This window comes from Sandaracinobacteroides hominis (assembly GCF_016464365.1).
Lineage (GTDB): Bacteria > Pseudomonadota > Alphaproteobacteria > Sphingomonadales > Sphingomonadaceae > Sandaracinobacteroides > Sandaracinobacteroides hominis.
The window spans coordinates 116,293-142,591 of the sequence record NZ_JADCUC010000005.1 but is presented as its reverse complement, the minus strand read 5'-3'; the positions used below and the strand labels follow the sequence as shown (position 1 = coordinate 142,591).

Below are 26,299 nucleotides of genomic sequence, written 5' to 3'. Positions count from 1 at the left end.
CCAAACTACGGGGAGATGGTATCAGCCAGACTGTCAAAGCCTGAAATCCGGCTGCACTCCGGTTTGGCGCCAATAGTCGGCAAGCCCGATCTCGTCGCACAACAGCTCGAAACGGGAATCGCGCCGCAGCACCTCCGTTACCGGGATGAACAGCGCTTGCGTCACCTTCCGGTGCTGATCGGTTGCAGACCAGTCCTCCGAAGTGTGGTGGGGGCCCACTGTCACTGGCCCGCGACGAAGATAATAGCCGCGTGCAACATCGAAGGCTGCGTCCACTGCGCCGATTGCGCTCAGTTGCTGGAGCGCGGCCAGTGCCTGCGCTGGGCCTCGCGTTGCGCTTGAAACAACCGCGCGCACGGCATCGCCCTCCATGGCGGGCGCGATTTCACCAAGCTGTCGCTGTGCGATCACGGAAGTCGTCAGCCGAAGCGTGGTGAGCGCGGCGGGTGGGATTTCGGGCCGGGTAGCGGCCTCATCCACTTGCGCCAGTGCCGATATCGCCCGTCCGGTGCCAATCAGGCTGAAGAGTCGGGCCAACCAGATCGCCGTATGGCCGGGCCACAGCTGCATGGCGCGATCGGCAACGCGATCCATTTCATCCAGCCGACCCAGTGTCCACAGATGATAGATGCGCTTGTAGAGCAACATGGGTGCGAACGGGTCCCGTTCCAACAAGGCTTCGATGATAGGCGCCGCCGCGCTGGGCCGTCCGGTGGCCATTTCCAGCATGGCGAAATCATGCAGAGCCGCCGTGCTCTCGCGATTGAGCGCCAACGCCTGTTCCAGGCGCCGCCGTGCGTCCATCCATCCGCCGAACAGAGGTGCGAGCATGGCGCTGGCTGCCATGGCATCGGCATTGCGCTGGTCTATCCGAAGCGCGTGGGATGCCGCGCGCTCGCATTCCATGACGAACCCGGCACATTCCTCCGGGGGGGCATATTCGGCTGCCTGCCGACATAGCAGCGCAAGTATCCCCCACGCTTCCGCGCTCTCTGGATAGCGCTTTACGGCAGTGCGCAGGGTTTCGATTGCAGCCATATCGGGCGCCGCCTTGCCCATCCGCCAGGAATTGCGGCCGGCCCTGAGCGCATCCTCGAGATCCTGATCGGTCTCCATCAGCACGGCCGCATCAAGCCGATAGCCGACCCGGCTTATTGTGCTGACTCCGAATGCACCGGGAGCAACCCCGCGCGAGAGTTGGCGAAGCTGCGAAATGGCGCGATGGATTGAATCCTCGCCCACCAGGCGCCCGCTCCAGCACTGTTGGATCAGGTCTTCCCGGGAAAGGGTGGAGCCGCGCGCACGCGCCAGCGCCACCAATACCTGCATAACGCGAGGTTCCAATGTGCAACTGCCGGCCGAGCCGGCAAGCTGGCAAAGCGACGGGCGGACGGTCGCGCTACCCAGCCGAAAATCCCGTTCGTCAGACAGCTTGATTACACCAGCCATCACTGTCCTCGACATTGCCGCCCAACGGGTGGTTACCGCTGCGACTGTTCCTAACGTCGGAAAATCATCAGAATTTCATCATTTGAAGCAGATGCATCTCAAATGCAACACTGCTGAAATATCCACTAACAGGAGGATGTTATGCAAAAGCAGGTTATGGCAATCGCCATTCTGGCGCTGGGCGGAGCTGCTTCCACGGTTGATGCGCGGGTTGTGTCTTTCAGTGGCAGCATCAGCGCGATCAATTTTGCTGCGGGCCCGGTCCCGCCCTGCGGCGGGCCGTTGGGCGGCCATGTTCAGCTATGGGATGGTGCAGGCGGCGTTGGCCAGGCCAGCGGCGCATCGAACCTGGGGCTGTTCGAGCCGGTGCAAGGACACTGCGTGAGTGCCCCGGTGATGGGCGTACGAACGCTTGCGAACGGCTTTTTCGATTGGACTTTCGAAAGCGGCGACCAGCTGGAAGGCACCTACTCGGGACTGATCTATCCGACCGCCGATCCGCAAGTATATAATCCCATCATCACCGTGCTGGTGACAGGCGGAACGGGAAAGTTTTCAAGAGCATCCGGCACACTCGACGCCAACGCCCTTATCTACCAATACTCTACCCCTTTTCGGACCGAATGGACCATGAACGGCAAACTCAACCTGCCGGCCATCCCTGAACCGGGCAGCTGGGCGCTTATGCTGAGCGGGTTCGCCGCTGCAGGGGTGGCGCTCCGGAGAAGACCAATGCTCAAGCCTGCCTGACCACCGCCTTTCGACGCACCATCGACCCCACCAGCCCGTAGCCGGCGATCATCCTTGCCCAGGTCGCCGGCTCCGGAACCACTCCGTCGCCTGCTTCCACCCAGGCGAGGTTCACGCCCCGGACTGAAGGGTGTCGGGGCGTCGCTTCAGCTTGCGGCCTTCAGCGAGCGCGAGTGGCGCTTGCGCTCGTGCGGGTCGAGGTAGAGCTTGCGGATGCGGATCGACTTCGGAGTCACTTCGACCAGCTCGTCCTCATCGATGTAGGCGATCGCCTGCTCCAGCGTCAGACGCTTCGGCGGGCTCAGGCGCAGGGCATCGTCCTTGCCGCTGGCGCGGAAGTTGGTGAGCTGCTTCGACTTCAGCGGGTTCACTTCCAGATCGTCCGACTTGGCGTTTTCGCCCACGACCATGCCGGCATAGATGGGTTCGCCCGGAACGACCATCAGCTCGCCCCGCTCTTCCAGATAGCCCAGTGCATAGCCGACGGCCTCACCGGTTTCGGTGGAGATCAGAACGCCATTGGCACGGCCGGCAATCGGGCCCTTCCACGGGCCGTATTTGTCGAACAGGCGGTTCATGATGCCCGTTCCGCGCGTGTCGGAAAGGAATTCGCCATGATAGCCGATCAGGCCGCGCGACGGGGCGATGAACGAGAGGCGGACCTTGCCGCCGCCCGACGGGCGCATGTCGGTCATCTCGCCCTTGCGGCCGGCCATCTTCTCGACGACGGTGCCGGAATAGGGCTCGTCCACGTCGATGACGACGGTTTCATAGGGCTCGGTGCGGTTACCCTGCTCGTCCTTGCCGAAGATCACGCGCGGACGGCCGATGGAAAGCTCGAAGCCTTCCCGGCGCATCGTTTCGATGAGCACGCCCAGCTGCAGTTCGCCACGGCCGGCGACGTCGAACGAATCCTTGTCGTCGCTCTCGGTCACCTGGATCGCCACATTGCCCTCCGCTTCGCGCATCAGGCGATCGCGGATCATGCGGCTGGTGACCTTGGAACCTTCCTTGCCGGCAAACGGGCTGTCGTTCACGGCAAAGCGCATCGACAGGGTCGGCGGATCGATGGGCTGTGCAAACAGCGGCTCCGTCACCGAGGGATCGGCGATGGTGTTGGCGACCGTGGCGACCGTCAGGCCGGCGATGGAGACGATGTCGCCTGCCTGCGCTTCTTCAACGGGAACCCGCTCCAGGCCGCGGAAGGCCAGGATCTTGGTGGCGCGACCTTCTTCCACCGTCTTGCCGTCGCGGTCGATGGCGCGGATCGGCATGTTCAGCTTCAGCGTGCCCTGCGCGATCAGTCCCGTCAGGATTCGGCCAACGAACTGGTCGCGGTCCAGCAGGGTGACGAGGAAGGCAAACGGCAGGTCGGGATCGGCCTTGGGCGCGTGGAAATGGCTGACGATCTTCTCGAACAACGGCGTCAGCGTGCCTTGCCGCACGTCGGCGTCGGGGCCGCAATAGCCGTTGCGACCCGAAGCGAAGAGAACCGGGAAGTCCAGCTGCTCGTCGTTGGCGCCCAGTGCCACGAACAGGTCGAACACTTCGTCCAGCACTTCCTGCGGACGGCCGTCCGGACGGTCGATCTTGTTGACCACGACGATGGGGCGCAGGCCCAGCGCCAGCGCCTTGGCGGTCACGAACTTGGTCTGCGGCATGGCGCCTTCGGCGGCATCCACCAGCAGGATCACGCCATCGACCATCGAGAGGATACGCTCCACCTCGCCGCCGAAGTCTGCGTGACCCGGGGTGTCGACGATGTTGATGCGGGTGTGCTCGCCATCGGGAGCAGCCCATTCGACCGACGTGCACTTGGCAAGGATGGTGATCCCGCGCTCACGCTCGAGGTCGTTCGAATCCATGGCGCGTTCGGCGACACGCTGGTTGTCGCGGAAGGTGCCGGACTGGCGGAAAAGCTGATCCACCAATGTGGTCTTGCCATGGTCGACGTGGGCTATGATCGCCACATTGCGCAGTTGCATCTGGATTCCGTGTACGGGAGGGATAGGCGTTCTATTCGCGAACGGGCGCGCCCATAGCGCATCTGCTGCGTTGCAACAAGCTTTGTGGGCGTTGCAGGGCGCATTTGGCCCGCGTTGCCGTGCTTTTGGGAGGCGCGGTTGACTTTGCAAGGGGCCACGGCCTATCCCCCCAAGGGGATCGACAATATGGGCGCGCGAGGCCGTTCCAAGGGCCGAGCCGCTCTTGAGCAAGCAGGCCAGCATGCCGGATCGCCGGTGTCGAAGCCTGTCGCGAGGGATAGTTTTGGACGACGCGAACGGCGTGCCTCAGGATGAACCGCAACCCACCGGCCGGCGCCGCGCCGCATCGGCTGTGGCAGAACCCCAAACCATCGGCGCCGAGCTGTTGCTTGCGCGGGAAGCCGCCGGCCTGAGCCTGGAGGAAGTAGCCCAGCGCACCAAGGTACGCCCCGGAATCCTGAAGGAAATCGAGGCGGACGCGCACGACAAGCTGCCGGCGCTGACCTACTCGCTGGGATTCGTGAAGGCCTATGCGCGCACCGTAGGGCTGGATCCCGCTGCCGCTGCGGAGCGCTATCGCCGGGAATCGCAAAAGGGCGATCCGATCCCGACGATGGTCGACCTGCAGCCGCTGGAGGAAAAGCGGCTGCCTTCGCGCGGGCTGGTTTTCGGTTCGGTGGTGGCGCTGCTGCTGGCGCTGGCCGGCTTCTGGGCCTGGGGTGCCGGCTGGCTGAGCCCGGCGCCGCCTGCCTTGCCTGCCCGGGAATCGGCTGCGACCGAGGCCTTGCCGCCCGAACCCGGCGCCGTCGAAGTTACGCCGACCGCGCCGGCCGCCGACCCGGCCGCGCCGGTGACGGTGACTGCCAAGGAGGAAGTGTGGCTGCGCATTTCCGACGGGCAGGAAAGCTTTTTCATGGGCACGATGACCCCCGGACAAACCATGACCCTGCCCGCCGGACGCGCGTGGAAACTGCGCACCGGCCGCGCCGGCGCCTTGGATGTGAAGGTGGGCACCACCCAGGTTCCGCCTTTGGGGGCCGCCGCCGAGCAGGTGCGCGACCTGTCGCTGGCCCCGGCCGACCTGCTCGCCCGGCAGCAGCCGGTGACTGGCGGACTGGCGCCGACGGCGGTCATTGCCCCGCCGCCCGCTGCGGCAGCGGTAGCTCCGGCCGTCCCACCAGCGGGCTGATTCAGCTTGCGGCAAGGAGGCCGGCGCTTGATTACGCGGGTCAAATGAAGCCAAGGCCTTTTGCATGATCTCGCGCAGTCTTTTTGTTGTCGTCCTGCTTTCCTCCACCGGAATGGTTTTTGCCCAGACGCCCCCTGCCTCGCAGGCGCAGGTGAGCCAGATCGACAAGCGGGTGGGCACGCTGGAAAGCCAGATGCGCGCCGTGCAGCGGCAGGTGTTTCCGGGGGGGGACAAGCGCTTCTTCGCGCCGGAAGTGACGGTGGAGCCGCAGCCGGTGACGCCGGCGGGAACGCCCGCCACCGCTCCGCTGGTGGATCTGACGCAGCGCGTCGAGGCGCTGGAGAACCAGCAGCGCCAGCTGACAGGACAGGTGGAAACCCTGCAGTTCCAGATGCGGCAGCTGGAAGAGGCGATGAAGAAATTTCGCGGCGATACCGAGTTCCGGCTGGATGCGCTGGAGGGCAAGGGCCCTGCTGCAGCGACGACAGCTGCTTCGGCTTCGGTTCCGGCGCCTGCGGCGACGCCGGTTGTCGTGCCGACTCCGCAGAAGCCGGCTGCTGCCAAGCCGGCGCCTGCCACCGTGCCACCGGCCGCTGCAGCGCCTGCGCCGCCGACGACGGATGCCGCCGAGGCGCAGTATCGGGCCGGTTACCAGCTGTATGTCGATGGGAAATATGCCGAGGCGGCGACGGCGCTGAATCAGTTCGTGACGGAAAGCCCCAAGCACGCCCGCGCTTCCAACGCCCAGTTCTGGGCGGGACGTTCGCTGCTCGCCCAAGGGAAGACGGCGGACGCCGCCAAGGCCTTTCTGGCCGGATACCAGAAATATCCGCGCGGCGAGCGGGCACATAACAGCCTGTTGTGGCTGGGCAAATCGCTGATCGAACTGAAACAGCCGAAGGCGGCCTGCCAGGCTCTGGATCAGCTGAAGACCGCCTATCCGGACAAGCTGACCGGGCAGTTCGCGGCGGATGCGACCGCGGCCCGCGCGCAGGCGAAATGTGGCAGCTGAACGGCTGACGCCGGAACTGTTCGCCGCCGAAGTGCGGCGGTTGGCCGGGCCACAGTTCGGAAATGAGACGCCGATGGCGCTTGCCGTTTCCGGCGGGCCGGATTCGCTGGCGCTGTTGTGGCTGGCGGCGCGGGCCTTTCCACAGCAGGCGCATGTCCTGAGTGTCGACCACGGCCTGCGCGCCGAGGCTGCAGCGGAATGTGCGATGGTGGCGATGCACGCCCGATCGATGGGACTGCCGCACACCAGTTTCACGCTTGCCATGCAGAAGGGCGCGAGCCTGCAGGCTGAAGCGAGGGGTGCGCGCTATGGGGCGATGGGCAACTGGTGCCGGGCAAACGGCATCGGCCTGTTGCTGACTGCACATCATCTGGACGATCAGGCCGAGACGGTGCTCCTACGGCTGGCGCGCGGAAGCGGCCCCGGCGGGCTGGCGGGCATCCGGCGCAGCGCCTGCATCGCCGGGGTGTGCGTGCTGCGGCCGTTGCTGGGGTGGCGGCGGGCGGAGCTGGCGGAAGTGGTGCGAAAGGCCGGCTGGGAGGCCGTGAGCGACCCGTCGAACAGCGATCCCCGCTACGACCGGACGGCAGCGCGTGCGTTGCTGGCGGCAACGGACTGGCTGCATCCCGAGAGGCTCGCCGCGAGCACGGAGCATCTCGCCGAGGCCGAGGCGGCGCTTGGCTGGGCGGCGGAGCGGGCCTGGGAATCGCGGGTGGTGGAAGACGGCGATGCGCTGCTGATCGATCCGGAGGCCTTGCCTGCGGAGCTGAGGCGGCGCTTGCTGGCACGCGCTGTGGAGCAGCTTGGCGTCCCTGCCGAAGGTCCGCCACTGGCCCGGCTGCTCGCTACTCTGGACGGTGGTGGGACCGCCACCCTTTCGGGCGTGCAGGCACGCTATGTCGCCGGGCGCTGGCAGCTTTCCCGGGCCGCCCCTCGCCGGCACTGAACCCTATTTCAGCGCCGCCGCCACGTCGCGCGCGAAGTCGGTGATCTGGAACTCCTTGCCCGGGCCGTCGAAGCCGCGCCGCACCACCACCAGGCGCTGCGAGGGCACGATGATCGCATATTGCCCGCGATTGCCGAAGAAGCCGTAGCTGCCCTCGGGCAGGCCCGATGCCGGCCCCAGCAGCCAGATGGCGCGGCCATAGCCTTGCCCGCGCTCGGCCGGCGGTTGCGGGCCCAGGGGCGTGGTGGCGTCCTTCACCCAGCCTTCCGGCAGCAGCTGCTGGCCGCCCCATTGGCCGTCGTTCAGGTGCAGCAGCGCCAGCCGCGCCATGTCGCGCGCGGTCATCCACACCTGCGAGGAGAGGATCGGATTGCCCTGCCAGTCGCCCTCGATCGTGGTGCGGGTCATCCCCAGCGGCCAGAGCAGGTGCGTGTAGGCAAAGGTCGGAGCCGCTTCGCCCAGATCGAAATTGAGCGCCCTTACGGCCAGCAGCGTATCGTTGTTGGCATAGGTGAAGCGGGTAGCGGGCGGCACTTCCACCGGCGCTGTGCCGGCAGTTTCGGGGACGGTCGCGCCGCCATAGTAAAGTGCGTCGGTGCGGCTTCCGGGGCCATTGGTCCAGAGGCCGGACTGCATCCGCAGCAACTGGTCGATGGTGATTGCCGCGCGCGGATCGCCGGGCGTCTCCCATTCCGGCACATGCGCCGGTTTCATCGGATCGATCACGCCAAGCGCCGCCGCGCGGCCTATCAGGGCCGAGCTCAGCGATTTCGCCACGGAGAAGGTGCGTTGCGGGGTGTGGACGCCAACACCGCGCGCATAGCGCTCGGCAACAATCTTGCCGTCCTGCACCACCAGCAGCGCCGAGGTTCGGCTGCCCTTGCCAAAGCGGTCGCCTGTCAGGCCGTCAGCCATCACCGCTTCCAGAGCCTTTTTGCGGGCGGCCGGCAACGAAGCGGTGGCCATGCTGTCGCCCTGCGGCCAGGGTCTTGCATCCATCGCCTTGCGATCCGGCCCGCCGATCAGTTCGGCGGGCATTGGCACCTGCCCGGCCTTGCCGCCGATGGGCAGCTGCACACAGCCGCGGCCTTGCACATATTGCGCCACGCGGGCCGGCGCATCCGGCCCGGCGCTTACCTCCACGCGGCGGGCGGCGCGGTCGATCTTCGCCTCAAGACCGGCGAGAAGCGGCTGCAGATTGGTTTGCGCATCTTCCAGTTCGTTGGAAATGACGCTCTTCTCGTCCATGCCGCCGACGAAGATGTCGGAGCAGAGAAAGCTCGCCTTCCAGCCAGCCGCCAGCGCCAGCGTGCGGGCATCGGCCGCAGCGCTCTGTGCGGTAGCGGGGGCGGCGAGCAGCAGCAGCGCCGCTAGAAGATGAACTCGTCCGGCATAGGGCACGCGCCTGTCAGCCTTCGATGCTCGCGGATGGCGAAGCGATCCGTCATGCCCGCCACATAGTCCCCGATTGTCCGCCCGCGCCATATGCTGTCGTCTCCTTCATTTGCCAGCCGCTCGCGCCAGCGTTCCGGCAGTTCGCCCGGCCTGGCCTCCAGCGCCAGGAACAACTGCTCCACCACCTGTTCGGCCGGCTGCCGCAGCTGCTTGACCGAGGGGTGCGTGTACATCGCCTGCATCAGATGCGACCGGAGCGGGGCGATTTCAGCGAGCGTTGCCGGCGTGAAGCCAACCAGCGCCCGGCCGGACATGCGCACCTCGTCCGCGGATTGCGGCGCTGCTTCGGCAAGCAAGCGGCGGGTTTCGCTGAGCAGGCTTTCCACCAGCACGCCGATCAGGTCGCGGATCAATTGCGGGCGCAGCGCGCGCTTGCGCTGCTCGTTCGGCCAGCGCGCCTTCACGTCGCGCCAGATGGCATCCACCAGCGGCACGGCGGCGCAGACCTCGTCCAGATCCAGCAGGCCGGCGCGCAGTCCATCGTCGAGATCATGGGCGTTGTAGGCGATATCGTCGGACAGCGCCGCTACCTGCGCCTCGAGGCCCGGCCAGCTGAAAAGCTCCAGCGGCCAGAGCGCCTCATGCGTGGAGAGCGCCCAGCCGGGGTTAGCGACGGGTCCGTTATGCTTTGCCAGCCCTTCCAGCACTTCCCAACTGAGGTTCAGCCCGTCGTAGGCGGGTGTCCGGCTTTCCAGCAGGGTGACGATGCGGATGGCATGGCCATTGTGGTCGAAGCCGCCATAGGGGTGCATGGCGCGGCCCAGCGCGTCCTCGCCGCTGTGGCCGAAGGGTGGATGGCCGAGATCGTGGGCCAGGGCGACGACTTCCGCCAGATCCTCGTCCAGCTCCAGCACGCGGGCGATGCTGCGGGCGATCTGGGCGACTTCCAGGCTGTGGGTGAGGCGGACGCGGAAATGGTCGCCATCGGGGGCCACGAACACCTGTGTCTTGTAGCGCAGGCGGCGGAAGGCGGTGGAGTGGATCAGCCGGTCGCGATCGCGGGCGAAGGCCGTGCGCAGCGGGCTTTCGGGTTCGGCATGGAAACGGCCGCGCGACTGCGCGGGGTCGGTTGCAAATCGGGCTGCCATCAGAGGCTTTTCTGCAGGACGGTCACTTCGGACAGCGCATAGCCCTGCGCGGTGTAGAAAGCGATAACTGCCTTGTTTTCCGTGCGAACCATCAGATTCAGCTTCGGCAGGCCGCGTTCCTGCAGCCAGGCTTCCGCTGCCGCCATCAACTGCGCGCCCAGCCCGGCGCCTCGGGCAGCAGGCGCGACCGCCAGATAATAGACCCAGCCGCGATGGCCGTCCTCGCCCACCATCACCGTGCCGAGCAGTGCCGGGCCTTCACAGAACCCCAGCACAGCCGCGTTGTCCGCGGAAGCCGCGCGGTCGAAATCGGCGCGTGGATCGTTCCACGGCCGCGTCAGCCCGCACGCTTCCCACAAGGCGGCCGCCGCCTCCCGCTGCCGGGCGTCGAGCAGCCGGACTTCCATCGCTATGCGATTGCACCTGCCGACTTCAGCGCCGCGAGCTTGCCCGCATCATAGCCGAGGCCCTGCAGCAGCGCTTCGGTGTCGTTGCCGGCCTTCGGGGCGGCCGTGGGAACGGCGGTGGGGGTGCCGGAATAGCGGGGCGATGGCATCGGCTGCATCATCCCGCCGATTTCCCGGAAGGCGCCACGTGCCTTGTTGTGCGGATGCCCGGGCGCCTCGGCCATGGAGAGGATCGGCGCGAAGCAGACGTCGGTTGCCTCCATCAGCTGGCACCAGTGATCGCGCGGCTGCGATTTGAACAGCGCTGTCAGCTTGGCCTTCAACGCCGGCCACTGGCTTGAATCCATCTGCGCGTCGAAATCGGGATCGGCATCCAGACCGGTCAGCTTGCGCAGCAGGGCGTAGAATTGCGGCTCGATCGAGCCGATGGAGATGAACTTGCCGTCGGCGCATTCATAGCTGTCATAGAAGTGCGCGCCGGTATCCAGCATGTTGACGCCGCGCTCGTCCTTCCAGGCGCCCATGCCGCGGAATCCCCAGATCATGCCCATCAGCACGGCGGCGCCCTCGGTCATCGCACAGTCGATCACCTGGCCTTTGCCGGTCGTCTTTGCCGACAGCAGCGCCGAAACCATGCCGAACGCCAGCATCATGCCACCGCCGCCGAAGTCGCCGACCATATTGATCGGCGGCGTTGGCTTTTCGCCCTCGCGGCCATAGGTGTGCAGCGCACCGGCAAGGGAGATATAGTTGATGTCGTGCCCGGCGGCTGGCGCATAGGGGCCGGTCTGGCCCCAGCCGGTCATGCGGCCGTAAACCAGCTTCGGATTGTCGGCGAGGAGCGTTTCCGGGCCAAGGCCAAGGCGCTCCATCACGCCCGGGCGCAGGCCTTCGAAGAATCCGTCGGCGGATTTCACCAGGTCGCGGACGATGGATATGCCCTCGGGCGTTTTCAGGTCGACGACGATGGACTTGCGGTTCCGTCCCAGCACCGGCTCGGGCGACTGATGGCCGGGGCGATCCACCCGAATCACTTCGGCACCATGATCGGCCAACATCATGCCGGCGAACGGGCCGGGGCCGATGCCCGCCATTTCGATGATCCGGATACCTGCGAGCGGTCCTGCCATGCGTCTTGCCTTCCCTTGAGATTTGGGAGGCTTTTGCGGCCGGGTTGTGACCGGCACAACCTGCCATAGACGCGGGGGTAGGCTCAGCCCCTGCCGCGATAGGGGGGCACGCCCTGATCGGGTAGCCAAAGCCCCGCCGGCGGCGCTCCGGTCTGCCAGAAGACGTCGATGGGAATGCCGCCGCGCGGATACCAGTAGCCGCCGATGCGCAGCCAGACGGGCTTCATCTCGTCTGCCAGCCGCTTGCCGATGCCCACGGTGCAGGCCTCGTGGAAGCCGGCGTGGTTGCGGAAGGAGCCGAGGAACAGTTTCAGCGCCTTCGATTCGACGATGGTCTGATCCGGCACATAGTCGATGACGATATGGGCGAAATCCGGCTGACCGGTGACGGGGCATAGCGACGTGAACTCCGGCGCGACGAAGCGAACGAGATAGACCGTGCCGGGGTGCGGATTGGGCGGATAATCGAGCACGGCCTCTTCCGGAGAGGCGGGAAGGCCGCTGCTATGGCCAAGATGCGCGGGTGTGTAGGACATGGCACGGGCTTTAGACGGATGGGCCTTGTAGGGGAACCGTCATGCTGCTAAGGCCGCGCCCCTGCTGGTTCGCCGCTTTAGCTCAGCCGGTAGAGCACATCATTCGTAATGATGGGGTCAGGTGTTCGAGTCACCTAAGCGGCACCAGCAGTTTCAAGAGGTTACCGGTAATATCGCCCAGAACGCCAGCCCGGCAGCATGTTCTGGGCTACATTCTGGGCTACAAATGCGGCAGCTTAATCTGCTGCCGCGCTCTTGGTCGTCTCGTGGGTCAACGATTCGAGCTTGTGGCAACAGAGCAGTCGGCTTCGACCTACTTCCAGCCATCCCGCTCGGAATCTGCCGCTGCGTGAATTCTCGCAACGACCTTTGCCATTTCCAGTTCGGTCAGCAGGTTGCGCTGGAAATACCAGGAATTCATGAGGCGGTAGCCGGCGGCGAGCAGGCGCTGCGCGTGGCATATTCCTCGGGGCCATAGCCATCGGTCATGTCGTTGGAAATCCGCCCGCCAGAGCTGCTCAGCGGGCGATTGTACATCACCCGCTCGCCATTGGGTTCGTCGACCCACAGGTCGATGTCGGCGTCGGCTGCGGTCCAGGCGATCACGATCCGGGCATCCGCGTCCAGCCGGGCCACCAACCGCGGATCGAGAGACCATTTGCCGCCAACCGCCTCGATACGCGGGATGAGCGCATTGGCTTCCATAAGGGCAATCACCTCGATCCCTTCGAAAGCGCCCGATGCTGGATTGAGCGCGGTATCTGTGAGCAGGGCGAAGGCGCGTTCCAGATCGCCACGCCCGGCAGCACCGCTGTTCATGCCGCGCGCGATCAGGGCAAGGGCGAGATCGCGCCCCGGTTGCGGCCGGAAATCGGCGTTCACGGTTGCCAGCCGCTCCGCCACTTCGACCGCGCGATCAAACTGGCGGTCGCGTTCCAGCCGGAAGGCCACGATCTGGCGCGTCTCGTCGTCGGCACTGTCGAGATCAAGAGCCGAAAGCAACAATTGCGCCGCCGTTGCCGTATCACCTTTCAGGCGGAACCATTCGGCGGTGTCGAAGTAGAAAGCCGGCACCTTGCCGTAGGCCGCTTCCTGCTCGGCCAGCACGCGCAGACGATCAGCGGGGGCGGCGCTGTCGAGTGCGTCGATATAGGGGCGCTTCGCGATCATGTCGGCGAAGTCCACCTTGATCTCTGCACTGCGCTCGACAGAGGCCGGCTTTGTCGCGTGCGCGCCGGAAACGACGATGCTGTCGGCTACCATTGCCGCGGCAGCGGGGGGCGCTGGCGCGGGTGCTCCAGGAGGCGGCGGCGCGGGAGGCGGCGGAGGGGGCGGCGCGGGCGCGGGGTGAGATGGGGGGCGTGGAGGGGGTGGAGGAGCATACATCACATCCGGCGTTGAAATCATCGCTGGCACGGCACGGCGTCCATCGGCCCGACTGTCCACGCCGTCGCGCTTTCGGACCTGGGCTGTTGTCAGCGGCGTAAATTTCTTCTCCCACCACGTCTTTCGTTCGTTCCATTCCCAAAGGACATAGTCGAACCGCTCCTGTTTCTCGCTGGCTCTAGAACCGGCTTGTTGTTCTCGCGCCTCTTTATACTGCGCCTGCCATTCCGCGTTGAAGCCGGGCGGCGGCGTCAGATCGGCTTCCAGATACTGGTCCGGGCTTTCCAGCACCAGAAACGCCATGCCCGGCGCCGCCACCTGATATCTGTTGGCCAGCCGCACCATTTCTGCATGGCGGACGGGATCGTCCGACAGGGCGCCCAGCCGGTCCGCCGCCCAGAGTGCGCCGGGGGCGTCGCTGGCCACGGCAACAGCCTCTGGCCGATAGCGCCGTTCGCCCCCGTCGCTGAGCCGCAGCACGATCTCGCGCGCATTGCCCTGCGGCCCTGTCAGCAGCCATTCGCCACGGGGGGCTAGAAGCGCGCGGAAAGCCAGCCGCCGCCCGACTTCGTCGCGCACATCCCGCACGCGGACGCCCGGCGTGGCCAGCGCCACGGCCGCCTCGGCCTCGCCGCCCGCAACGGCCCGGATCAGCACGCCGCCATTCCCATGGGCCATCCGACCCAGCCGTGCACCGTCGGCATCGGGCGCGGCGGTCAGTGCGCTGAGGGCGCAATCGGGCGAAAATGCCTCGCTCCGGTCGATCGTAATCCTGCCGTCGGACACCAGAACGCAATGCGTTGCCGGCGGCAAGGTCAGGCCGTCCAGGCCGGCAAAGGAGGTTGCGCCGCGATAGCTCATCTTGCCAAGGGCAGCGCGCAGCGCAGCGGCATCGCGTATTTCGCTGACCTGCGGCTGGTCGCTGGCAAAGGTCACGAGATCGATTGTCGCAGGCGCCAGCTTGTCCGCCAGTCGTGTCAGCACCTCTGTCTCGATGGCAACCCCGGTTTCCGCGCGCGACCGCGACCGGTCCCAATAGATGCGCAGCCGGGGGCGTTGTGCCGTCGCCATGGATTGTCCGACCGCTTCCTTATTGTCACGGTCGGCGATCACGAAAAACGCCTCGCCATTGTTGTGCTGGGCAATGGCAACGGGGGCTGCCTGTCCGCCGGAGATCGACAATCCGTCGCGCAGCTGCAAATCCCTGAAGTCGGCGGATGCGCTCCACCCGGCGCTGTTGTCGACGAAATCAAGCGCCCGACCCGCGAAAACCACCTTCGGCTTCTTGGTATAGCCAGCGGCCGTTACGCGGAGAGACACGTTTCCGATCGTGCCATCGCGCGCCAGCGGCAGCAGGAAGCCTTGGGCGGTGTCCAGCGGCGCGACAAAGCTGACCCGGAAGCGCCGCGGGTTTTTCGCGTCGATTGGGAAAATGCGGGTGGTGAAGCGGTTCCCGCTGATTTCGGCAAGGCCGGGATCGATGCCGTGCCGCAGCTGGTTTTCATACAGCTCTCGCGCCTTTGGCTGCTCGATCAACAGGCCAGGGATCATCGCATCTCCGACATTGAGCGCATAGCCTGTGACGACGGCGTCAGCGGGGAGGCGCAACGTCAGATCCGCTTCGTGCGGGGCCCTCGAGTCAGCGGCGATCTGCATCTCCAGCGTCACTGCAGCCGTGGGCCCTGCCAGCACGGCCTCGATCGACAAGGTTTCGATCTTCAGCGTGGCTGCTTCCGAACCTTCATCACTTCGAATGCCGCGCTCGTTCTCTACAAGGGTGGGGTTGAGCGTGTTGGCGACATTGCGAGCGGCAGCAGGGAGGGCCAATGCAAAGGTCAGCAGGAAAACGATCAAACGCAACAGCAACTCCCCAAGCTGGCCGCATATCACTGCGGAATTTGCAAACGACCTTTTCCTGCAACAGAGCGTGTTTGGCTGAATGTGTCCAGCGGCTGACGCACCCTCATCTGAGCCTGCAGACGATCAAAGCCGCGCCAAGGTTCCGCTAAACGATGTAACTGGGTCGCACCCGCTCTCCGTTTTCTCCGTTTTGTCATAACCGCCAACTTTCCTGACGTTCCCGCTTGGCTATGGTCGACCTAGACCTGCCGTTCGTTGAGATAACTTCTTACGGGAGCGAGGAACCCAGTTACCGGATTTCTGTGCGTTCCGAACCCATCGGTGCGTCGTGGACCTCGATACCAAGATGGCGAACGCTATTCGTGGACCTGCTGTGGCCAAGCGCAATCTGCACAGCGCGTTGGCTTTTCCTCATGCCTGTAGAGACCAAGCGGCAAATGCAGGAGGCCAATCACCAACGTGCATTCGGATCTGTCACATCAGGCTCGTGAGAGTGTCGTCATTTTTGGCTGCATATCCTTGCCACATTTCGAATATCATGCGATATCTGAAATATGATGATTGCAATCCGTGTACCGAATTTGTGAAGGGTGACTCCATGCGGCCGACGCGAAAAGACGCGCAGCGCCAGACCCGCGACCGGCTGATCGCGGCCGCCCATGCCTCGATCGTCGAGGAGGGCGTTGCCGCCATGTCGATCCGCAACATCTGCAGTGCAGCGGGCCATTCACAGGGGGCCTTCTATTCGAATTTTGCAAGCAAGGATGACCTTCTCGTCGATATCCTTCACGCCCATATCCGGGATGAGGTCGCGCTGTTGCGCAATCTGGTCACGCACACGGCCAGCGACGACATCGAAAACATCCTGCGGATGCTGGTCGACCGGCTGGCGATGCTGGCCGATGAACCGCAATGGTCGCTGCTATCGATCGAACTCCAATTGCACGCGCGGCGGAATCCCGATTTCGCTGCGCGGCATCGCGAGGGCAAGGCCGCCTGCTACCGCGCGTTCGCCGACCTGATCGCAGATCTCGTGCAGCGCTTCGGACTCACCCCCGCGCTGCCGCCGATGCAGGCGGGCATCGCGCTTTATGCGCTATGGGCGGGCCTTTCCGTGCAGGGATATACGGCGGATGCCGTTCCGCGCGAACAGATGCTGACGGTTTTCTTCCGCGCGCTGTCCGGCCTTCCGGCCCCGCAAGCGGGACGAGACAGGTTGTGAACGCGGCGTTCGGACATTGCCGGCGTATCGGCTGCGACGAGAATGGCGAGCCCTGGGCCGGGCATATCGATGACAATCGTCGGTTTCACGCCCGCTTCCGTGCCCAGGACGAGGACATCGACGAACTCGGACATGTCAACAATGCGGTCTGGGTGAAATGGATTCAGGAGGTTTCCGTCGCGCACTGGCTGGTTGCGGCGCGAGTGCAGGATCGCGACCGTTTCGTTGCCGTCGTGATGCGGCACGAAATCGACTACCGCGGAAATATCGCAGCCGGAGACGAAATCAGCGCAATCACCTGGTTGGATGGGGCTCCGCGCGGCGCCCGTTATCAGCGCAGCGTGGCGTTTCTTGCGGCAGACAGTCGGGTCATTGTCTCCGCGCACTCTCGCTGGGCGCTGCTCGACCGGGCAAGTCTGAAGCCGGTCCGCATTCTTCCGGAGGTGTCTGCCCCCTTTCTCAATCACGACGAAATAAGGGACTGTTCCTGAATGACAAACATCCGCAATGTTACCGTGCTTGGCACCGGTGTGCTGGGAAGCCAGATCGCGTTCCAGACAGCCTATAGTGGTTTCAACGTGACCGCCTATGACATCGGCGAGGCCGCGCTGGCACAGGCCCGCGGGCGGTTCGGTGCGTTGGTCGAAACCTACAGCCGGGAGGTCGAAGGTGCGCCCGACGGCAAGGCCGCCGATGCCGTGTCGCGCATCCTGCTGACCTCCGATCTGGCGGCGGCTGTGGTGGACGCGGATCTCGTGATCGAGGCGGTTCCAGAAGTTACGGCGATCAAGCAGCAGACTTACCAGAAGCTGGCCTCACTCGCCCCGGCGAAGACCATCTTCGCCACCAATTCCTCCACCCTTCTGCCCAGCGACCTGAAAGCCTTCACCGGCCGTCCCGACCGCTTTCTGGCGCTGCATTTCGCCAACAATATCTGGAAGTTCAACACGGCCGAGGTGATGGGCACGGATGAGACCGCCGCGGCGGTGTTTGATGCGGTGGTGGCATTTGCCGCCGCCATCGGCATGGTGCCCATCCCGATACACAGGGAAAAGGCGGGCTATGTCCTCAATTCCCTGCTGGTTCCGTTCCTGAACGCCGCTGCCGGTCTCGCGGCGGGCGGCTATGCCGAGCCGGAGGATATCGACAAGGTCTGGCGGATCGCGACGGGAGCGCCGATGGGGCCGTTCCAAATCTACGACATCATCGGGCTTACCACCCCTTACAATATCCTTTCGCAGGGGGATGAGAGCGCCCGCGCACTCGCGGCCTGGCTGAAGGAAAATTACATCGACAAAGGCAAACTCGGCATCGCCTCCGGTGAGGGCTTCTACCATTACAAGCCCGCAAACTGATCCTGAGCACAGGGAGAAACGGCATGGACTATACCAGTGGAAATTTTGCGGCCTTCGCCCGCCCGCGCAAACCCGAAGGCGTGGAGGGAAAGACGGCCTGGTTTGTCGGTTCCGGTCTTGCCGCCCTCGCCGGGGCGGCGTTCCTGATCCGCGATGGGCAAATGGCTGGCGATAGGATCACCATTCTGGAGCAGCAACTGTTGCCCGGCGGCGCCCTCGACGGCATCGAAGAGCCGGAGAAAGGGTTCGTCATCCGCGGCGGCCGCGAGATGGAAAACCATTTTGAGTGCCTGTGGGATCTCTATCGGTCGATCCCTTCGCTGGAAATCGAGGGCGCCAGCGTGCTCGACGAATTCTTCTGGCTGAACAAGGATGATCCCAACTATTCCCTGTGCCGCGCGACGGTGGAGCAAGGCAAGGATGCCGAGACCAACGGTCTGTTCACGCTGACAGACACTGCCCAGAAAGAGATTATCGCGATCTTCCTCGCCACGCGCGAGGAGATGGAGAACAAGCGGATCAACGAGGTTTTCGGCGCCGATTTCCTGAAGAGCAATTTCTGGCTCTACTGGCGCACGATGTTTGCCTTCGAGGAATGGCATTCCGCGCTGGAGATGAAGCTGTACCTGCACCGCTTCATCCACCATATTGGTGGGCTGCCGGATTTCTCCGCGCTGATGTTCACGAAGTATAACCAGTATGAATCACTGGTTTTGCCGCTGGTGAAATGGCTGGAGGACCATGGCGTTCAATTCCGCTATGGCGTCGAGGTGACGGATGTCGATTTCGATATCCGTCCCGGCGCCCGGCAGGCAACGCGGATTCACTGGATCGAGAATGGTGCCGAAGGCGGAGTCGATCTGACCCGGAACGATCTTGTTTTCATGACGATCGGATCATTGACGGAAAATTCGGACAATGGCGACCACAAGACGCCGGCTAAGCTGAACGAAGGCCCGGCGCCGGCCTGGGATCTGTGGCGGCGGATCGCGGCAAAGGCCGATGATTTCGGCCGTCCCGATGTGTTCGGCGCGCATATTCCCGAGACCAAGTGGGAATCTGCGACGGTCACGACGCTGGATGCCCGTATCCCCGAATATATTCACAGAATCGCAAAGCGCGACCCGCTGAGCGGCAAGGTCGTGACGGGCGGTATCGTGACGGCGAAAGATTCCAGCTGGCTGATGAGCTGGACCGTGAACCGCCAACCGCATTTCAAGAAGCAGCCGAAGGATCAGGTTGTCGTCTGGGTCTACGCGCTGTTCGTGGACACGCCCGGAAACTATGTGAAGAAATCGATGCAGGCGTGCACGGGTGAAGAAATCACACAAGAATGGCTCTACCACATGGGCGTTCCGGTGGAGGATATCCCCGATATGGCTGCGACCGGCGCAAAGACGGTGCCGGTCATGATGCCTTATATCACCTCTTTCTTCATGCCGCGCCAGGCCGGTGACCGGCCGGATGTGGTGCCAAGGGACGCGCTGAACTTCGCCTTCATTGGCCAGTTCGCGGAATCGAAGCAGAGGGACTGCATCTTTACCACTGAATATTCCGTGCGCACCCCGATGGAGGCGGTCTATACCCTGCTGAACGTGGAGCGTGGTGTCCCCGAAGTGTTCAATTCCACCTACGACATCCGTAGTCTGCTGGCCGCGACCGGCCGGCTGCGCGACGGCAAGGCGATCGACATTCCCGGCCCGTCCTTCGTGCGCAAGATGCTGATGAAGAAGCTGGAGGGAACCCAGATCGCCGAACTGCTCGGAGAGTTTGGGCTGGTTGCGAAATAGCATTCGCCCGGTGATCCCGTCTGTGCTGGAAGAAAGCGCGGACGGCATCACCCGGGGTGGAGCCCGCGATTGCGAAGATGGTGCTGGCGACTTTACGATTCTGCGAGAATCATCGCCGGATGGAATTTACCCTCAATCTCGATTTTCGGACCAAATCCGGACCACCTTTCGCCTGAATAGCCGCCGTTCAACGGCTTAAAGTGGCGCTCTAAAACCGGCCTTTCGGCCACAGTGCCATTGCCGGCCAGCGGGCGGATCAACCTAGCAGCAATACGCGGCGGCATTGGTAACATACCGATCGTCTTGCCTTCAGGCCACTTCGATACCCCATTTCTCGTAGAGGATTCTGAGCAGGCGGTGCTGGCGGGCCTCGACGATCTCGGGCGTCCATTCATCCTCCGCCATGACTTGGCTGGTCAGCGCGTAAGAGGACACGTTCTTGGTGCCCGAGAAGTAGATGTCGCACTTTGGGCCGAAATCGTAATTCTGCGCCGACGAATTCTTCTTCTTGTTGAGCGGCACGAGGTTGGCGAGCCGGTGCACCCAGGCCTTGCGCTCCGATGCGTCGGACCACCAAGTCATCCATTCGCTGTTCGCCGGGACGGTCTGCGGCAGGACATGCTCGATCGTAAGGATCGAGGGATCATAGCTCGCCGCGCCATCGGAGATGAAGGAATCCAGCCTTAGGATGAGATAATTGCGCCGACGCGGCGTCAGCTCATAGATGTCGCCGTCCAGCGCGTCGCGGAACGCTTCGTGATCGTCATCCCTGAACTCGAACTGCGTCATGTCGTCCGGTTCGGCGCCCGACTGGATATCGTTGATCAGCTTAGCATAGGCATCGATACGATCATTCACGTTCCAGCGGCAAATGTGCATGTAAGCGGCGAGACGCTCGAGCAACTCGAAGAAGCGCGCGACCCGTTCCGGCTTGTTCCGCTGTTCCTTGAGGTACAGCATCGCTGGCGGGATCCAGTCGGAATTATCGATCCGATGAAGCCATCGGATGTAATAGTTGACCGTCTCGGCGTGTGAGGTCGCGGAATAGGATGCGTTGCGGATCGCATCCAGCGCATCCGCAAACGGCTCGAGCACATCGTCGATGAAGATCTTCGGATCGGGGTTTTTCGGAAGGACGTGGGTCCGAAACTCCTCGAGCAGTATGCGCTTAGCTTTCTCCTTGGCATAGACCATGCGGATATAGGTGAAGAGATCCCGGAAGCCGTCGCGCGTTAGCTCGACCTCCATCTCCTCCCATCTGTCGTTATAGAGCTGCCGATCGTTCTCGCTCTTGAGCTTGCCGATCGTGTCGGCCTTAATGATATCGGTCGGCTGAAGGTCGAGGCCGCGACTATTCATCACCGAGAAGACGCGGAAAGCTGAGTCCTGGCTGGCTGTGGAGACAGCCACCAAATAGCAGCGCGTCAATAGAAAGGTGACGAATTCCTGAAGCTTCTCCGGCGTTGGCAGCGCCTCGGCGACGGCCTGCACGAAATGCTTTGCATTGGCTCGGATATTGACCTGGGATTCGTTGTCGAGCGACGCGGGGTCGAGATCGATCAGGGCTTCAAGCTTCAGGTTCTGGACGTATTTCGCGAAAAAGCCCTTGTCGCGTTCGCGCAGCGCAAGCCGAGGCTTGGTGAAACGCATGCTGTTGTTGCCGGCAGCGTCAATCAACCGACGGCCTTCACTCAGATCGCTGCCGACGACCTCGAGCGCCAAGTCGCTCCCGGGGACAAGGTGGAGGTCATGCTTGGCTTTGGCCAATGCCCGGTGGGAAAGTTTGGCAAGCGCTTCGGCGCAAAACTGAAGCAGCATATGGCAGCCGCAGGCATCTGGCATCCGGGCCAGCTGGTCAGGATTTCCTACTCAGACCGCTACCTCAATGCCCCGCTGCCGATGCTTCTGTTCCTTCGGACCTGCGAGACTCTTGCCGCAGAGCTGAAGGCCGGCGACACTATCGAAGTCGACATTGTTGTACAGCCGTTGAAGAAAGACCGTGTGCCGTATCGGATCTTCAACGACTGGGATCATGAGGTAGACCGGGAGGACGTGGCGCAGTTTCTTGGCGAAAAGTTTGGTCTCGATGTCGCACTCGAGGTTACCGATAGCGCCATTCACGGGCGGAAGCTTGAGTTGGAGTACGCAGACGGGCGCAAGGCCCTCGTCCTCCTCGATCAGGGGTTCGGCTACTGGCGCATCATAGGCACCCCACCGAGGCACGACTTCCGCGCTGCACCGGCTGCACAGGCGAGTGACCTATATCGGTCAAGCGCCGCAGTGTCGGGGACTGGAGAAAGCTATTTTGCTGTGACCAAGCAAGGAGGCTGAACGACTGGCGGCTCCAACGGGTTGCCGACCGCAAGCGGACAGACCGGACTGCCCGACTTAACGGACGATCGTCTGTCCGATTGCCTCCAACATCCAAACTTTGCGGCCGGTCGCTGGGGGAAGCATGGCTCCCGGACGCTAAGTGGCTATCGCGGCAAGGGCGTATCTCGGGTCGGTATTCACTCGTGTTTCTCGACAATGCGGCGGACCTTCCGGGCAAGCCTTCTCAATGCATTTGCCCTGTGCGGCCGATAGGTAAACTGGTCATAGATGCCCTCAACTCCGGGTATCGAATGGCCTAAGACGCGTTCGGAAATATCTGGCCGAACGCCGGTGGATGACATCAGGGTTTTGGCCGTCCGCCTCAAGTCGTGAATGGTCCAAGGCTGGATCTCATGCCCCAAGTGTTTGACCATCGCTTTGTCGAAAGCCGTCTTATATTTTGAGAATCCCGCGATATGAGCGCCGCTTTTTCCTGCAAACACGTATGGATTTTCCGAAATCACCGGCTGATTTCTAATTACGTCGAGCGCGAATGTGGGCAGCAGAATATCGCGAGGAACTCCTTTCTCTCTTGGTTCACAGGGAATTTCCCAGTTGCCGTTCTCATCGACATCCACCCACTTCATGGACGCAACTTTTGCCCGACGCTGGGCCGTCAGAAGTGCAATCTTGATGAATGCGCCAAATGTGCCTGACGTCCCCGCAACCTGCCACAATGCCCATATCTCTTCGTCATTCAGATTCCGTTTGCGAACCCTGTCCTTGGGTCGTGTCCGATTCATTCCGCGCACAATCGGTGAACTGAAATCGTCTTCACGGGTCTCGTGCCAGTTGAAGATTTTTGACAGAAAAGCGAGCAGCTTGTCGGCTGCCACCGGACCCGAATCCTCGGCAACTCCGTCCAGCAATCGCGTAACATCCCGGCGGCGAATTGTGTCTATTTCCTTATCTCCCCACTCCGGCCTGACCTTCTTATCGATGGCCCGCCGGATCTCCTTTGCAGATCTAAGCTGCAGCTCCTCCACATGCATCGCAAGAAACTGATCCGCCACCGCGTTGAAGGTATGAAGCTTTGGTTGGGATTTAGCTTCGGCCTTCGATACCGCTTCGGCAGCCATTCGAGCCTTTGGATCTACTCCACGCTCAATCTCTGACTTCCAGTCGCGAGCTATCTCCCGGGCGTCGGCAAGTGAAATGGCGGGATAAGATCCCAGCGTTCGCCTGGTTGGCTTCGTAGAAGGTGGAAACCGATCATAGAGCACGAATGAAATGCTGCCAGCTCGTCCATTCTCACGGGTTCGATCAGACACGCGAATCCTAAGGCCAGGCAGACGCGCATCGGCAATTTCGTACCGCGTGGAGACCGGTGCTGGCGCAAGGCCGCGCAAATGCTTGTCTGTCAAATCCACTCGGGCAGCTGTCATAGCGTCACATTCCTTGCCGTTCCTGGGCTACGTCTGGGCTACAAAATAGCCAAACTTAAGGAAACGCTGAATATCAGATATCAACCTCAGATTCAAATACATGTATATTTTTCTGATAGTTAAGAAACATGTATGGACCTCAGGCAACAACCGGAAACCTTGAAATCTGTCATTCGTAATGATGGGGTCAGGTGTTCGAGTCACCTAAGCGGCACCAGCTTTCCTCCTTGGTGGGCCCGGATGTGGCCACCAGGCGCCCGGCGCTGCGGCGCACAAAAATCTGTCAAGAAATTAACGCTTTCTGCATAAGCCTAGTGTTGCTAACAAGGTCCGTCGGCCCTGTTGGGCTGCCTGCCTTGATCGGAAGGGGTCGATGCAGGGCGGACTGAAATTGTTCTCGGTCCGTTCATGCTGTTGCGTTGAATGTCTGCTTCACATCGTGGCGGGGCCCTGGAATGCTGGGACGTGCACATATCTGGCAAGGCCTTCCTCAGCTGGCGGCGCGGGGCCGGGACACGCTTGCCCAGACCGGCTGGCTGGCATCCACCCCGGCGGATTTTCGCGAGGCCATGCTGGCGGCGACGATCTTCCGTACCGCCGATCCAGGCGTGGAATTCATGCATGGCGGCGATGCATATGGCGGGCTGGAAGGCATTGCCGAAGGATCGGCCGAACTTTCCTTTTTAAGCGGCCATCCCGATACCCGCGCTATCCACCTGGCCCATGCCGGCTTCTGGGCCGGCTACAAGACGCTGCTGGGCAGGCAGAAGTTCCTGTCGTTGATAGCAAAGACGCCGGTTGTGTGGGCCCTGATACCGCAGCATTCCCTGGAGCGGCTATTGTGCGAGAACCCGCGCTGGTGGCGGGAAATCTCCCTGCTGGCCGACATGATGAACGATGTGGCCGGCCAGATCATTTCCGACCTGTCGCGGCAGAACAGCGAGATTCGCGCCGTCGCCGCCATTCTCCGGCTTGCCGGCTGTCGCCTGGATTACCTGCCGGATCCCTTGCCGCCGGCCGAACTGCATATCAGCCAGAATGAGCTGGCGTCTATGGCGGTGATGTCGCGCAACACGCTGAACGGGATCGTCGGTCGGCTGGTCGATCGCGGCCATGTGGAGCTGGGCTATCGCTGCATTCGCATCCGCAACGCGGCTGCGCTGCGGGCAATGGTGAACGCCGACGAATGACCCGCTGCCTGGTGCGTCCAGGCGCTCAGACGTCCTTCACGCAGCGGAATCCGATATGGCTGGTTGAGCTGTCGATCGCTTGCGCATGGCGCGCGGCCGGGCGATAGCGCCGGCAATAGCTGAGAGCACAAAGGTGTGAGCCGCCCTTCAGCACGCGGCGGGGAATGCGAATGTCCGGCATTGCCGGGTCATAGCTTGTTTCCAGTGCGGCGCCGCGCGGATTTTGCGGAACGCAGCAGGCCTTGCCCGGATTGGCGGCGTGGCGGTCGGCATACCAGCTGCTGGTCCATTCCCACACATTGCCGATCATATCCGACAAGCCGAAACCGTTCGGGGGAAAATGGCCGACCGGAGAGGTGCGGAAGTAGCCATCCGCAACCGTATTGCCGTGCGGGAATTCGCCCTGCCAGATATTCGCCATGTGCCGGCCTCCGGGTTCCAGATCGTCACCCCAGGCGAATTCATGGGCGGAATTGCCACCCCAGCCAGCATATTCCCATTCGGCCTCGGTCGGCAGCCGCTTGCCGGCCCATGCAGCATATGCTTCCGCATCCGAAGGGGTCACCTGCACCACCGGATGATCCTCCAGCCCGTCGATGCTGCTGCCGGGGCCTGTCGGATGGCGCCAGTTGGCACCCGCTGTCCACACCCACCACTGGCTCCAGTCATTCAGCCGCACTGGGCCGGTTGTGGGCTGGAATACAAGGCTTGCCGCGACCAGCATTTCGGGCAGTGCGCCGGGATAGTCGGCTGCGTTCGGCGCCTGTTCCGCCAGGGTCAGGTGGCCGGTTTCAGCGACGAAGGCGGCGAACTCGCGGTTGGTGACGGGGGTCCGGTCTATCCAGAAGCCCGAGACATCTACCTCGTGCGCGGGCGCTTCTTCGCGATAGTGGACATCGGAGCCCATGCGGAACCGTCCTCCCGGAAGCAGGATCATCCCCTCGCTCTTGGTCTCCGCCGTCAAAACACCCATCGTTACCTCACTTGCAGCGTGCCGATTTCACTCCCCGCATCGACCCTGTCCAGCCCTGACAATGGGCGGCTTTTCAGCCGCGCAAGCCCTGGTCGAAAGCATGCTAGCCGCACACGGCATGGCGCACTGCGCAGTTTCGGACAATGCACGAGGCCATCCGTTGCTGCCTGGTCGATCCTGAAGGCCGCCTTGAGCTCTCCGTATTCGGATGATGTTGGGACGTGAACCCCGGAAACTGTGGCGCACTCGGCGCTCAGACGGCGATGTGCCAGTGGCGCATTGCCATTCCGACTGGCAATCGCCGCGGACCGACCGGATGAAATCCCTTCGCGGTCAGCCCACCTTGTCCTTTTCGGTGCGGCCTTCGTTGTAGGATTCGATGTCGCGGACGAGGAAGAAGTTCAGGAACGTGCGGATTGCGGCAATGGCGGCCAGCTGCCCGATCGATTCCCACGTAGGCGCAATGGCGGAGCGGATGATGTCGGCCGCAAGCGCGAACTCCAGCGCCAGGATGATCCAGAGAGCAAAGCGGAACCAGACTTCCCGGCGAGCGCCGGTGGAGATGCCGCGGTGCCCTATCGCCTTTACCATGCCCAATATGGCTTCCCCGGCCGCATACAGCAGCACGATCACGACGACGGCCTCGATGCCGAGGGCAACATAGGATGCAATCTCCTGGAAATTCTCCTCCAGCATGCTCACTCCCTCTCTTGTGAAGTCGGCTTTGGCCCGTCGCAGGCGACATAGGCTAGATCGGCAGCTCGGTCAGCATTGCCTCAAACTGGGACGATCGCCTTTCGATCGGTCGCCTTTGGAAT

General features: G+C 63.1%; 24 protein-coding genes, 1 tRNA gene and 1 pseudogene. 11 read left to right on the top strand and 15 right to left on the bottom strand.

Annotation, left to right across the window (positions count from 1 at the left end; genetic code table 11):
• Window positions 1-33: 33 nt before the first annotated feature.
• On the bottom strand, window positions 34-1,449 hold the full coding sequence (locus IM784_RS11910; RefSeq protein WP_268920847.1) for a tetratricopeptide repeat protein: 1,416 nt from the start codon (window positions 1,447-1,449) through the stop codon (window positions 34-36).
• A 156-nt stretch (window positions 1,450-1,605) separates the two neighbouring features.
• Between IM784_RS11910 and IM784_RS11905 the strand changes: the two genes are divergently transcribed.
• Window positions 1,606-2,199 (top strand): PEPxxWA-CTERM sorting domain-containing protein, encoded by a 594-nt coding sequence (locus tag IM784_RS11905; protein ID WP_199555556.1) that lies wholly within the window; start codon window positions 1,606-1,608, stop codon window positions 2,197-2,199.
• Here the strand turns inward: IM784_RS11905 and IM784_RS17260 are convergent.
• Together IM784_RS17260 and typA are read right to left on the bottom strand one after the other, a co-directional pair.
• On the bottom strand, window positions 2,186-2,281 hold the full coding sequence (locus IM784_RS17260; protein ID WP_328799531.1) for a PEPxxWA-CTERM sorting domain-containing protein: 96 nt from the start codon (window positions 2,279-2,281) through the stop codon (window positions 2,186-2,188). The genes IM784_RS11905 and IM784_RS17260 overlap by 14 nt on opposite strands.
• 64 nt (window positions 2,282-2,345) lie before the next feature.
• Window positions 2,346-4,184, bottom strand: a complete 1,839-nt coding sequence (gene typA / locus IM784_RS11895; RefSeq protein WP_199555554.1) for a translational GTPase TypA — start codon at window positions 4,182-4,184, stop codon at window positions 2,346-2,348.
• 283 nt (window positions 4,185-4,467) lie between these two features.
• On the opposite strand from typA, the gene IM784_RS11890 reads away from it, so the two are divergent.
• The 3 genes from IM784_RS11890 to tilS all read left to right on the top strand — a co-directional run bounded on the left by IM784_RS11890 (window position 4,468) and on the right by tilS (window position 7,331).
• Window positions 4,468-5,373, top strand: a complete 906-nt coding sequence (locus tag IM784_RS11890) for a helix-turn-helix domain-containing protein (RefSeq protein ID WP_199555553.1) — start codon at window positions 4,468-4,470, stop codon at window positions 5,371-5,373.
• Window positions 5,374-5,437: 64 nt separating this feature from the next.
• The gene (locus tag IM784_RS11885; RefSeq protein WP_199555552.1) at window positions 5,438-6,385 is read left to right on the top strand and encodes a tetratricopeptide repeat protein; all 948 of its coding nucleotides are present in this window, start codon (window positions 5,438-5,440) and stop codon (window positions 6,383-6,385) included.
• Window positions 6,375-7,331, top strand: coding sequence for a tRNA lysidine(34) synthetase TilS (gene tilS / locus IM784_RS11880; RefSeq protein ID WP_199555551.1), 957 nt, complete (start codon window positions 6,375-6,377; stop codon window positions 7,329-7,331). Before IM784_RS11885 ends, tilS begins: the two co-directional genes overlap by 11 nt.
• Before the next feature lie 3 nt (window positions 7,332-7,334).
• Here tilS and IM784_RS11875 read toward each other — a convergent pair whose 3' ends face one another.
• From IM784_RS11875 to queF, 5 genes are all read right to left on the bottom strand, one after another.
• Window positions 7,335-8,732 (bottom strand): serine hydrolase domain-containing protein, encoded by a 1,398-nt coding sequence (locus IM784_RS11875; RefSeq protein ID WP_199555550.1) that lies wholly within the window; start codon window positions 8,730-8,732, stop codon window positions 7,335-7,337.
• Window positions 8,702-9,874 (bottom strand): deoxyguanosinetriphosphate triphosphohydrolase, encoded by a 1,173-nt coding sequence (locus IM784_RS11870; RefSeq protein ID WP_199555549.1) that lies wholly within the window; start codon window positions 9,872-9,874, stop codon window positions 8,702-8,704. Before IM784_RS11870 ends, IM784_RS11875 begins: the two co-directional genes overlap by 31 nt.
• Window positions 9,874-10,281 carry a GNAT family acetyltransferase gene (locus IM784_RS11865; RefSeq protein WP_199555548.1) on the bottom strand — a complete coding sequence of 136 codons (408 nt, stop codon included), beginning with the start codon at window positions 10,279-10,281 and terminating at the stop codon, window positions 9,874-9,876. The genes IM784_RS11870 and IM784_RS11865 overlap by 1 nt, the downstream gene beginning before the upstream one ends.
• A gap of 2 nt (window positions 10,282-10,283) precedes the next feature.
• Window positions 10,284-11,411, bottom strand: a complete 1,128-nt coding sequence (locus IM784_RS11860; RefSeq protein ID WP_199555547.1) for a CaiB/BaiF CoA transferase family protein — start codon at window positions 11,409-11,411, stop codon at window positions 10,284-10,286.
• Window positions 11,412-11,494: 83 nt separating this feature from the next.
• Window positions 11,495-11,947 (bottom strand): preQ(1) synthase, encoded by a 453-nt coding sequence (queF, locus tag IM784_RS11855; protein WP_199555546.1) that lies wholly within the window; start codon window positions 11,945-11,947, stop codon window positions 11,495-11,497.
• Window positions 11,948-12,018: 71 nt separating this feature from the next.
• Between queF and IM784_RS11850 the strand changes: the two genes are divergently transcribed.
• Window positions 12,019-12,094: transfer RNA gene (locus IM784_RS11850), tRNA-Thr, on the top strand.
• A gap of 270 nt (window positions 12,095-12,364) precedes the next feature.
• Here IM784_RS11850 and IM784_RS11845 read toward each other — a convergent pair.
• Window positions 12,365-15,193 (bottom strand): VIT domain-containing protein, encoded by a 2,829-nt coding sequence (locus tag IM784_RS11845; protein WP_199555545.1) that lies wholly within the window; start codon window positions 15,191-15,193, stop codon window positions 12,365-12,367.
• Window positions 15,194-15,521: 328 nt separating this feature from the next.
• Here IM784_RS11845 and IM784_RS11840 point away from each other — a divergent pair, with 328 nt between their 5' ends.
• Genes IM784_RS11840 through IM784_RS11825 form a run of 4 tightly spaced genes read left to right on the top strand, consistent with a single transcriptional unit; the run spans window position 15,522 to window position 19,560 of the window.
• Window positions 15,522-16,415, top strand: coding sequence for a TetR/AcrR family transcriptional regulator (locus IM784_RS11840; protein ID WP_328799521.1), 894 nt, complete (start codon window positions 15,522-15,524; stop codon window positions 16,413-16,415).
• Window positions 16,412-16,906 (top strand): acyl-CoA thioesterase, encoded by a 495-nt coding sequence (locus tag IM784_RS17650; protein WP_199555721.1) that lies wholly within the window; start codon window positions 16,412-16,414, stop codon window positions 16,904-16,906. The genes IM784_RS11840 and IM784_RS17650 overlap by 4 nt, the downstream gene beginning before the upstream one ends.
• Window positions 16,907-17,770, top strand: coding sequence for a 3-hydroxyacyl-CoA dehydrogenase (locus IM784_RS11830; RefSeq protein WP_199555544.1), 864 nt, complete (start codon window positions 16,907-16,909; stop codon window positions 17,768-17,770). It abuts the gene before it with no gap.
• A gap of 23 nt (window positions 17,771-17,793) precedes the next feature.
• Window positions 17,794-19,560 carry an oleate hydratase gene (locus tag IM784_RS11825; RefSeq protein ID WP_199555543.1) on the top strand — a complete coding sequence of 589 codons (1,767 nt, stop codon included), beginning with the start codon at window positions 17,794-17,796 and terminating at the stop codon, window positions 19,558-19,560.
• Window positions 19,561-19,652: 92 nt separating this feature from the next.
• Here the strand turns inward: IM784_RS11825 and IM784_RS11820 are convergent, their stop codons facing one another.
• Window positions 19,653-19,820: a hypothetical protein gene (locus IM784_RS11820; RefSeq protein ID WP_199555542.1), complete on the bottom strand. Its 168-nt coding sequence runs from the start codon at window positions 19,818-19,820 to the stop codon at window positions 19,653-19,655.
• Between the two features lie 49 nt (window positions 19,821-19,869).
• Window positions 19,870-21,327, bottom strand: coding sequence for an HNH endonuclease family protein (locus tag IM784_RS11815; protein WP_235977133.1), 1,458 nt, complete (start codon window positions 21,325-21,327; stop codon window positions 19,870-19,872).
• Here IM784_RS11815 and IM784_RS11810 point away from each other — a divergent pair.
• Complete coding sequence (locus tag IM784_RS11810) at window positions 21,310-21,891, top strand: hypothetical protein (protein ID WP_235977131.1); 582 nt, start codon at window positions 21,310-21,312, stop codon at window positions 21,889-21,891. The two genes, IM784_RS11815 and IM784_RS11810, sit on opposite strands and share 18 nt — an antisense overlap.
• 179 nt (window positions 21,892-22,070) lie before the next feature.
• Here IM784_RS11810 and IM784_RS11805 read toward each other — a convergent pair whose 3' ends face one another.
• Both IM784_RS11805 and IM784_RS17760 read right to left on the bottom strand, forming a co-directional pair.
• Window positions 22,071-23,012, bottom strand: coding sequence for a tyrosine-type recombinase/integrase (locus IM784_RS11805; RefSeq protein WP_235977129.1), 942 nt, complete (start codon window positions 23,010-23,012; stop codon window positions 22,071-22,073).
• A 9-nt stretch (window positions 23,013-23,021) separates the two neighbouring features.
• Window positions 23,022-23,318: pseudogene (locus IM784_RS17760) on the bottom strand (Arm DNA-binding domain-containing protein); the annotation flags it as partial.
• Window positions 23,319-23,773: 455 nt separating this feature from the next.
• Here IM784_RS17760 and IM784_RS11800 point away from each other — a divergent pair.
• A complete protein-coding gene (locus tag IM784_RS11800) occupies window positions 23,774-24,508 on the top strand; it encodes a Crp/Fnr family transcriptional regulator (RefSeq protein WP_199555540.1) in 735 nt (244 codons plus the stop codon).
• Between the two features lie 25 nt (window positions 24,509-24,533).
• On the opposite strand, the gene IM784_RS11795 is transcribed toward IM784_RS11800, so the two are convergent.
• Window positions 24,534-25,445: a formylglycine-generating enzyme family protein gene (locus IM784_RS11795; RefSeq protein ID WP_199555697.1), complete on the bottom strand. Its 912-nt coding sequence runs from the start codon at window positions 25,443-25,445 to the stop codon at window positions 24,534-24,536.
• Window positions 25,446-25,814: 369 nt separating this feature from the next.
• Entirely contained in the window at window positions 25,815-26,177 is a 363-nt protein-coding gene (locus IM784_RS11790; protein WP_199555696.1) for a DUF1622 domain-containing protein, read from the bottom strand.
• Window positions 26,178-26,299: the final 122 nt, after the last annotated feature.

Bases quoted from the DNA above. Each gene is read 5' to 3' on its own strand.
- IM784_RS11885 (WP_199555552.1), top strand. From the start codon at position 5,438: ATGATCTCGCGCAGTCTTTTTGTTGTCGTCCTGCTTTCCTCCACCGGA.
- IM784_RS11800 (WP_199555540.1), top strand. From the start codon at position 23,774: ATGCTGGGACGTGCACATATCTGGCAAGGCCTTCCTCAGCTGGCGGCG.
- IM784_RS11865 (WP_199555548.1), bottom strand. From the start codon at position 10,281: ATGGAAGTCCGGCTGCTCGACGCCCGGCAGCGGGAGGCGGCGGCCGCC.
- IM784_RS11870 (WP_199555549.1), bottom strand. From the start codon at position 9,874: ATGGCAGCCCGATTTGCAACCGACCCCGCGCAGTCGCGCGGCCGTTTC.
- IM784_RS11810 (WP_235977131.1), top strand. From the start codon at position 21,310: ATGCTTGGCTTTGGCCAATGCCCGGTGGGAAAGTTTGGCAAGCGCTTC.
- IM784_RS11860 (WP_199555547.1), bottom strand. From the start codon at position 11,411: ATGGCAGGACCGCTCGCAGGTATCCGGATCATCGAAATGGCGGGCATC.
- queF (WP_199555546.1), bottom strand. From the start codon at position 11,947: ATGTCCTACACACCCGCGCATCTTGGCCATAGCAGCGGCCTTCCCGCC.
- IM784_RS11910 (WP_268920847.1), bottom strand. From the start codon at position 1,449: ATGGCTGGTGTAATCAAGCTGTCTGACGAACGGGATTTTCGGCTGGGT.
- IM784_RS11825 (WP_199555543.1), top strand. From the start codon at position 17,794: ATGGACTATACCAGTGGAAATTTTGCGGCCTTCGCCCGCCCGCGCAAA.
- typA (WP_199555554.1), bottom strand. From the start codon at position 4,184: ATGCAACTGCGCAATGTGGCGATCATAGCCCACGTCGACCATGGCAAG.
- IM784_RS11905 (WP_199555556.1), top strand. From the start codon at position 1,606: ATGGCAATCGCCATTCTGGCGCTGGGCGGAGCTGCTTCCACGGTTGAT.
- IM784_RS11790 (WP_199555696.1), bottom strand. From the start codon at position 26,177: ATGCTGGAGGAGAATTTCCAGGAGATTGCATCCTATGTTGCCCTCGGC.
- IM784_RS11830 (WP_199555544.1), top strand. From the start codon at position 16,907: ATGACAAACATCCGCAATGTTACCGTGCTTGGCACCGGTGTGCTGGGA.
- IM784_RS11795 (WP_199555697.1), bottom strand. From the start codon at position 25,445: ATGATCCTGCTTCCGGGAGGACGGTTCCGCATGGGCTCCGATGTCCAC.
- IM784_RS11805 (WP_235977129.1), bottom strand. From the start codon at position 23,012: ATGGCTGCCGAAGCGGTATCGAAGGCCGAAGCTAAATCCCAACCAAAG.